The organism is Methylobacterium sp. WL103 (assembly GCF_008039885.1).
Classification (GTDB): domain Bacteria; phylum Pseudomonadota; class Alphaproteobacteria; order Rhizobiales; family Beijerinckiaceae; genus Methylobacterium; species Methylobacterium cerastii.
Window position 1 is genome coordinate 1 of record NZ_VRUX01000274.1, and the last position, 5,461, is coordinate 5,461.

4 protein-coding genes are annotated in these 5,461 nt (G+C 70.0%); 3 read left to right on the forward strand and 1 reads right to left on the reverse strand.

Annotation, left to right across the window (positions count from 1 at the left end):
• Together FV222_RS16045 and FV222_RS16050 are read left to right on the forward strand one after the other, a co-directional pair.
• Positions 1–820 (forward strand): M48 family metallopeptidase (locus FV222_RS16045; RefSeq protein ID WP_147815065.1); only part of this gene is annotated, 820 nt, incomplete at its 5' end.
• A gap of 120 nt (positions 821–940) precedes the next feature.
• A complete protein-coding gene (locus FV222_RS16050) occupies positions 941–4,180 on the forward strand; it encodes an efflux RND transporter permease subunit (protein WP_147815067.1) in 3,240 nt (1,079 codons plus the stop codon).
• A gap of 12 nt (positions 4,181–4,192) precedes the next feature.
• Here FV222_RS16050 and FV222_RS16055 read toward each other — a convergent pair whose 3' ends face one another.
• Positions 4,193–4,876 (reverse strand): HAD family hydrolase, encoded by a 684-nt coding sequence (locus tag FV222_RS16055; protein ID WP_147761521.1) that lies wholly within the window; start codon positions 4,874–4,876, stop codon positions 4,193–4,195.
• Between the two features lie 158 nt (positions 4,877–5,034).
• On the opposite strand from FV222_RS16055, the gene FV222_RS16060 reads away from it, so the two are divergent.
• A partial coding sequence (locus FV222_RS16060; protein WP_187277353.1) for a hypothetical protein occupies positions 5,035–5,461 on the forward strand: 427 nt, incomplete at its 3' end.

Below are 5,461 nucleotides of genomic sequence, written 5' to 3' on the forward strand. Positions count from 1 at the left end.
GCTGGCGGCAGGCGTCGCCATCCTCCTCGCGGTCGCCTTCGGCCTGCCGGTCGCGGCCGGCTTCCTCGCGCCCCTGGTACCGGACGGCGTCGAGGCGCGTCTCGGCGCCGCGGTCGAGGGTCAGGTGCTGGACCTGATGGGCGATCCGCCGGCCTGCGCCGACCCGGCGGGACGGGCCGTGCTCGACCGCCTCGTCGCCCGCCTCGTGTCCGGTCGCGGCCTGCCGTCCGACCTCGCCGTGACGGTGCGCCGGCACAATACGGCAAACGCCCTGACCCTGCCCGGCGCGCGCGTCGTCGTGCTTTCGGAGCTGATCGCCAAGGCGCGAAGCGCCGACGAGTTTGCGGGCGTGCTGGCGCACGAGCTCGGTCACGTGGCCCTGCGCGATCCGACGCGGGCGCTGATCCAGGCGTCTGGCACCTCGTTCCTGCTCAGCCTCGTGCTCGGGGACCTCACCGGCTCGACGGTCATCGTCGCGCTCGGCCAGGCGGCGCTTTCGGCCGGCTACAGCCGCGACGCCGAGCGGGCGGCGGACGCCTATTCCGTCGCCACGATGCAGGCGGCGGGCGGCGACGCCGCCGCGCTCGCGACGATGCTGGAGCGGATCGCCAAGGACGACGCGGAGACCGACCCGGACTTCCTGCGCACCCATCCCTTCACCCGCGAACGCGCCGCCACGATCCGGGCGCAGGCCGCCGCCGCCGCATCCGGCCGGCGCATCCTGAGCGAGGCCGAGTGGGCGCAGCTGCGCCGGATCTGCCCGGGTGCGCCGGATAAGCCGGCACCGAAGCTGCGTCCCGGCCCGGGGCGGCGAGTCTGACGCGGCTGCGGCCTCTTCGCCGTCGCGGCGCAACGACATGATCGCGAAACAAATCTCGCGTTCGGTGGCGTCTGCATTCATGATGCGATGATCTGGCCGCAGCCGGGTCGCGGAGACCAAATGGGCCTCGTCCAGTACGCGCTGAAGTTTCGTATCACCACCTACGTGCTCGCCGTGCTGATGATGCTCGCCGGCGGCGGCGCGATCGTCGTCGCGCCGAAGGACGTGCTGCCGATCGTCGACATCCCGGTGGTCGTGGTGGTCTGGACCTACACAGGGTTGTCCACGCCGGAGATGGAGCGGCGGATCACCACCTACGCCGAGTTCTCGCTCTCGAACAACGTCAACAACATCAAGCGGATGGAATCGACGACGCTTCAGGGCACGGCGATCCAGAAGATCTACTTCGACGGCGAGGTCAGCGTCGACCTCGCGATCACGCAGGTCGTCTCGGCGATGAACTCGATCCGCTCGGCGATGCCGCCGGGCGTGCAGCCGCCGATCGTGCTGCGGTTCTCGGCCTCCTCGGTGCCGGTGATCCAGCTCGCGCTGACATCGACGAAGGAGAGCCTGACCAAGGTCTACGACTACGCGCAGTACCGCATCCGCCAGCGCCTGGTTCAGGTGCCGGGCTCGACCCTGCCGTCGCCCTTCGGCGGCACCCCGCGCCAGATCATGGTCGACCTCGACCTCCAGGCCCTGCGCGCCCTGGGCCTGACCGCGCTCGACGTCACCAACGCGATGACGGCCCAAAACCTCACGGTGCCCTCGGGCCTCGTGAAGATCGGCGAGCAGCAATACCCGGTCCTGCTCAACGCCACGCCGGACGCGATCTCAGCCCTCAACGAGATCCCGATCAAGGTGGTGGCCGGCCAGCCGGTTCTGGTGCGCGACGTCGCCTACGTCCGCGACGGCGGGCCGCCGCAGGTCAACATCGTGCGCTCGGACGGGCTGCATTCGGTGCTGATGCGGATCTTCAAGAACGGAACCGCCTCGACGCTGGACGTGGTCAACAACGTCAAGAAGGTGCTGCCCGAGATCCAGGCCGCGGCGCCCGACGGCATGGCGATCAAGCCGCTGTTCGACCAGTCGGTGTTCGTGTCCGCCGCGATCGAGGGCGTGATCCACGAGGCCGCCATCGCCGCCTGCCTGACCGGCCTGACGATCCTGCTGTTCCTCGGGTCATGGCGCTCGACGATCGTCGTGCTGATCTCGATCCCGCTCTCGATCCTCACCTCGCTGGCGATCCTCGCCGCGCTCGGCCAGACCATCAACGTGATGACGCTCGGCGGCCTGGCGCTCGCCGTCGGCATCCTCGTCGACGACGCCACGGTGGCGATCGAGAACACCTACCGGCTGTTCGAGGAGGGCGAGCCGTTCCGCAAGTCCGTGGTCGAGGGCGCGGCCAGCATCGCCAAGCCGACGCTGATCTCGACGCTGTCGATCTGCGCGGCCTTCGTCTCGGTCTTCGCGCTGGCCGACACGCCGAAATATCTCTTCACGCCGCAGGCGCTGGCGGTCGTGTTCGCGATGCTGACCTCGTACCTGCTCTCGCGCACCCTCGTGCCGGTGCTGATCGACGTGCTGGTCGCCCGCGAATACGTCGAGCGACACGGGGGCGACCACGACGCCGCCCACCCGCCGCCGCGGCGCGGGCGTGTGACACGCGCCCTCGGCTGGCTCGTGCGCCCGGTCTTCCACCTCGCCGGGCGGTTCCGGAACGGCTTCGAGGCCCGCTTCGAACGCTTCCACCGCGGCTATCTCGGCCTGCTCCACGTCGTCGTGCGCCGGCGCGTCGCGACGATCGCCTTCGTCGTCCTCGTCTTCGCCGGCACCGCCGGGCTCTTCACCTTCGTCGGGCGGGACTACTTCCCGCAGGTGGCCTCGAGCCAGCTCACGCTGCACCTGCGCACCCGCCCCGGCATGCGGATCGAGACCGCCGAGCAGGTCTTCGCGGCGATCGGCGCGACGGTGCGCGAGGTGATCCCCGAGGGCGAGATCGAGCAGATCCTCGACAACATCGGCCTGCCCTCGAACAACTACAACTTCGCGTTCTCGGACGGCTCCTTCGTCGGCTACAACGACGGCCAGATGCTGGTGAACCTGCGCGAGGGCCACGGCGACGTCGGCACCTACACCAAGCGCCTTCGCGAGGTGCTGCGCGAGCGCTTCCCCGACGTGATCGTCTACTTCCAGCCCTCCGACATCATCACGCAGATCCTCAACTTCGGCACGCTGGCGCAGATCGACGTGCAGGTGTCCGGGCGCAACGCCGAGAAGGACCTCGCGGTCGCCCAGAACATCGTGCGCCGCCTGAAGGAGACCAAGGGCGCCGTCGACGTGCACCTCCACCAGATCGTCGGCACGCCGCAATTCTTCGTCGACGTGGATCGCCGTCTCGCCTCGGAACTCGGGCTGACGCAGCAGCAGGTGGCGCAGGGGCTCAACGTCTCCCTGTCGGGCTCCTTCCAAGTGACCCCGAACTTCTGGACCGATCCGAAGACCGGCATCCCGTACCAACTCTGGGTGCAGACGCCGGAATACCGCAACGCCTCGCTGACCGACCTTCAGAACACGCCGCTGCTGGTGCGGGCCAACAGCGACCAGCCGGGCGTGCTGACCCTGCTGTCCAGCGTCTCGACCGTGCGCCGCCAGGCGACGCAGACGGTGGTGAACCACGTCAACACCGCGCCGACCTACAACATCTACGCGGCTGTGCAGGATTCCGACCTCGGCTCGGTGGCGCGAGAAATCCGCACCATCGTCGACGAGGAGCAGAAGGCGCTGCCGGCCCCCGACAAGATCACCGTGCGCGGGCAGATCGAGAACATGGACTCGGCCTTCGTGCGCCTCGGCGTCGGCCTCAGCATCGCGCTCGTGGCGGTCTACCTGCTGATGGCGGTGAACTATCAGAGCTGGGGCGACCCGTTCGTGGTCCTGGCGGCGCTGCCGCTCGCCTTCTGCGGCATCGTCGCGAGCCTGTTCGTGACCGGCACCACCTTCTCGATCCCGTCGCTGTTCGGCGCGATCATGTCGGTGGGCATCGCGTCGGCGAACTCGATCCTGCTCGTCACCTTCGCGCGCGAGCACCGCGAGGCGACGGGCTGCTCGGCGATCGAGGCGGCGCTCCTGGCCGGCGAGACCCGGTTGCGCCCGGTGCTGATGACGGCGGGCGCGATGTTCCTCGGGCTGATCCCGATGGCGCTCGGCACGGGCGAGGGCGGCGAGCAGAACGCGGCGCTGGCGCGCGCCGTGATGGGCGGCATCGCCTTCGGTACGCCGGCGACGCTGCTGTTCGTGCCGTTCCTCTACACGGTGCTGCGCGCGGGCAAGGTGCAGGTGCCGGAGGATTACGCGTAGGAACGAAGACGCCTACGCCCGCGGCGGCACCAGCTCGGCAACCGCGTCGGCGAGCTCGGTGAAATGCCTGATCACCCGGTCCGGCCCGAGCCGGTCCACCGGCGTGTCGGTGTAGCCGAAGGTGACCGCCACCACCGGGATGCCGGCGGCCTTGGCCGCATCGATGTCGGCGCGGGAATCCCCGACCATCACCGCGCGCGCGGGGTCGCCTCCGGCCTTGGCGATCGTCAGGGTGATGTGGCGCGGATCGGGCTTGCTGTAGGGGAAGGTCGCGCGCCCGCAGATCGCGGCGAAGCGACCGCCGATGCCGAGCTTGTCGAGCAGGTCGACGGCGTGGAGCTCGACCTTGTTGGTGCACACGGCGAGCCGGAAACCCTCGGCCTCAAGCCGGTCGAGCGCCTCGACCACGCCGGGATAGAGGTGCGAGCGGTCGCACAGGTGCGCGCCGTAATGCTCCAGGAAGTCGGCGAACAGCGCCTCGTGCCGCTCGGGCGTCAGCGCCTTGCCGGCGGCCTCGAAGCCGCGGCGGATCAGCGCCTTGGCGCCGGCGCCGATCAGGTCCCGCGCCTCCGCGAGCGGCAGTTCCGGCAGGCCCTCGCGCAGCAGCAGTACGTTCAGCGTGCCGATCAGGTCGCCCGCGGTCTCGGCCAGGGTGCCGTCGAGGTCGAACACGGCGATCTTCGGCAAGGTGGACATCGCGAGCTTTCGCAAGGGGCGGGGATGGCGCCCTCGCTAGCCGCCCGCGGCGGACGGGGCAAGTTTCCGGCACCCCTCGGGGCGCGGACGACATCCGACGCCCCAGACTTGCCCGAAACCCCCGTGAAAGGAGAGGGCGTCACACCCCGGGACCGTCCATGAACATCCGCCTGCTCGCCCTCGGCCTCTGCCTGCTCGCGCCGGTTTCCGCCGCCGCCGCCTCGTTCGAGTTCGTCCCGGCCCCGCAGGCCGACCTCAACCGCATGTACCGGGTCGACAAGGTCACGGGTGAGGTCACCTCGTGCCAGTACGGGCTGCAGGACGTCGGGGGCGGCATCGGCCTAACGGTCTGCTTCGCGGCGGGCGAGGGGGCCGGCGCGCAGCCCCCGTCGGAATACGGCCTCGTCGCCACGCGCCACACCCGCGAGGCGGGCGTGTTCCGGGTGAACTACCGCACCGGCGAGATGAGCATCTGCTTCGTGCTGGTGAAGAAGGAGCAGGTCGTCTGCACCCAGCAGACCAACCCCTCCGCCGAAGGCGCCGCCCAGGCGCCCCTCGTCGGCAACGTTCCGGGCCGCGCCGGCG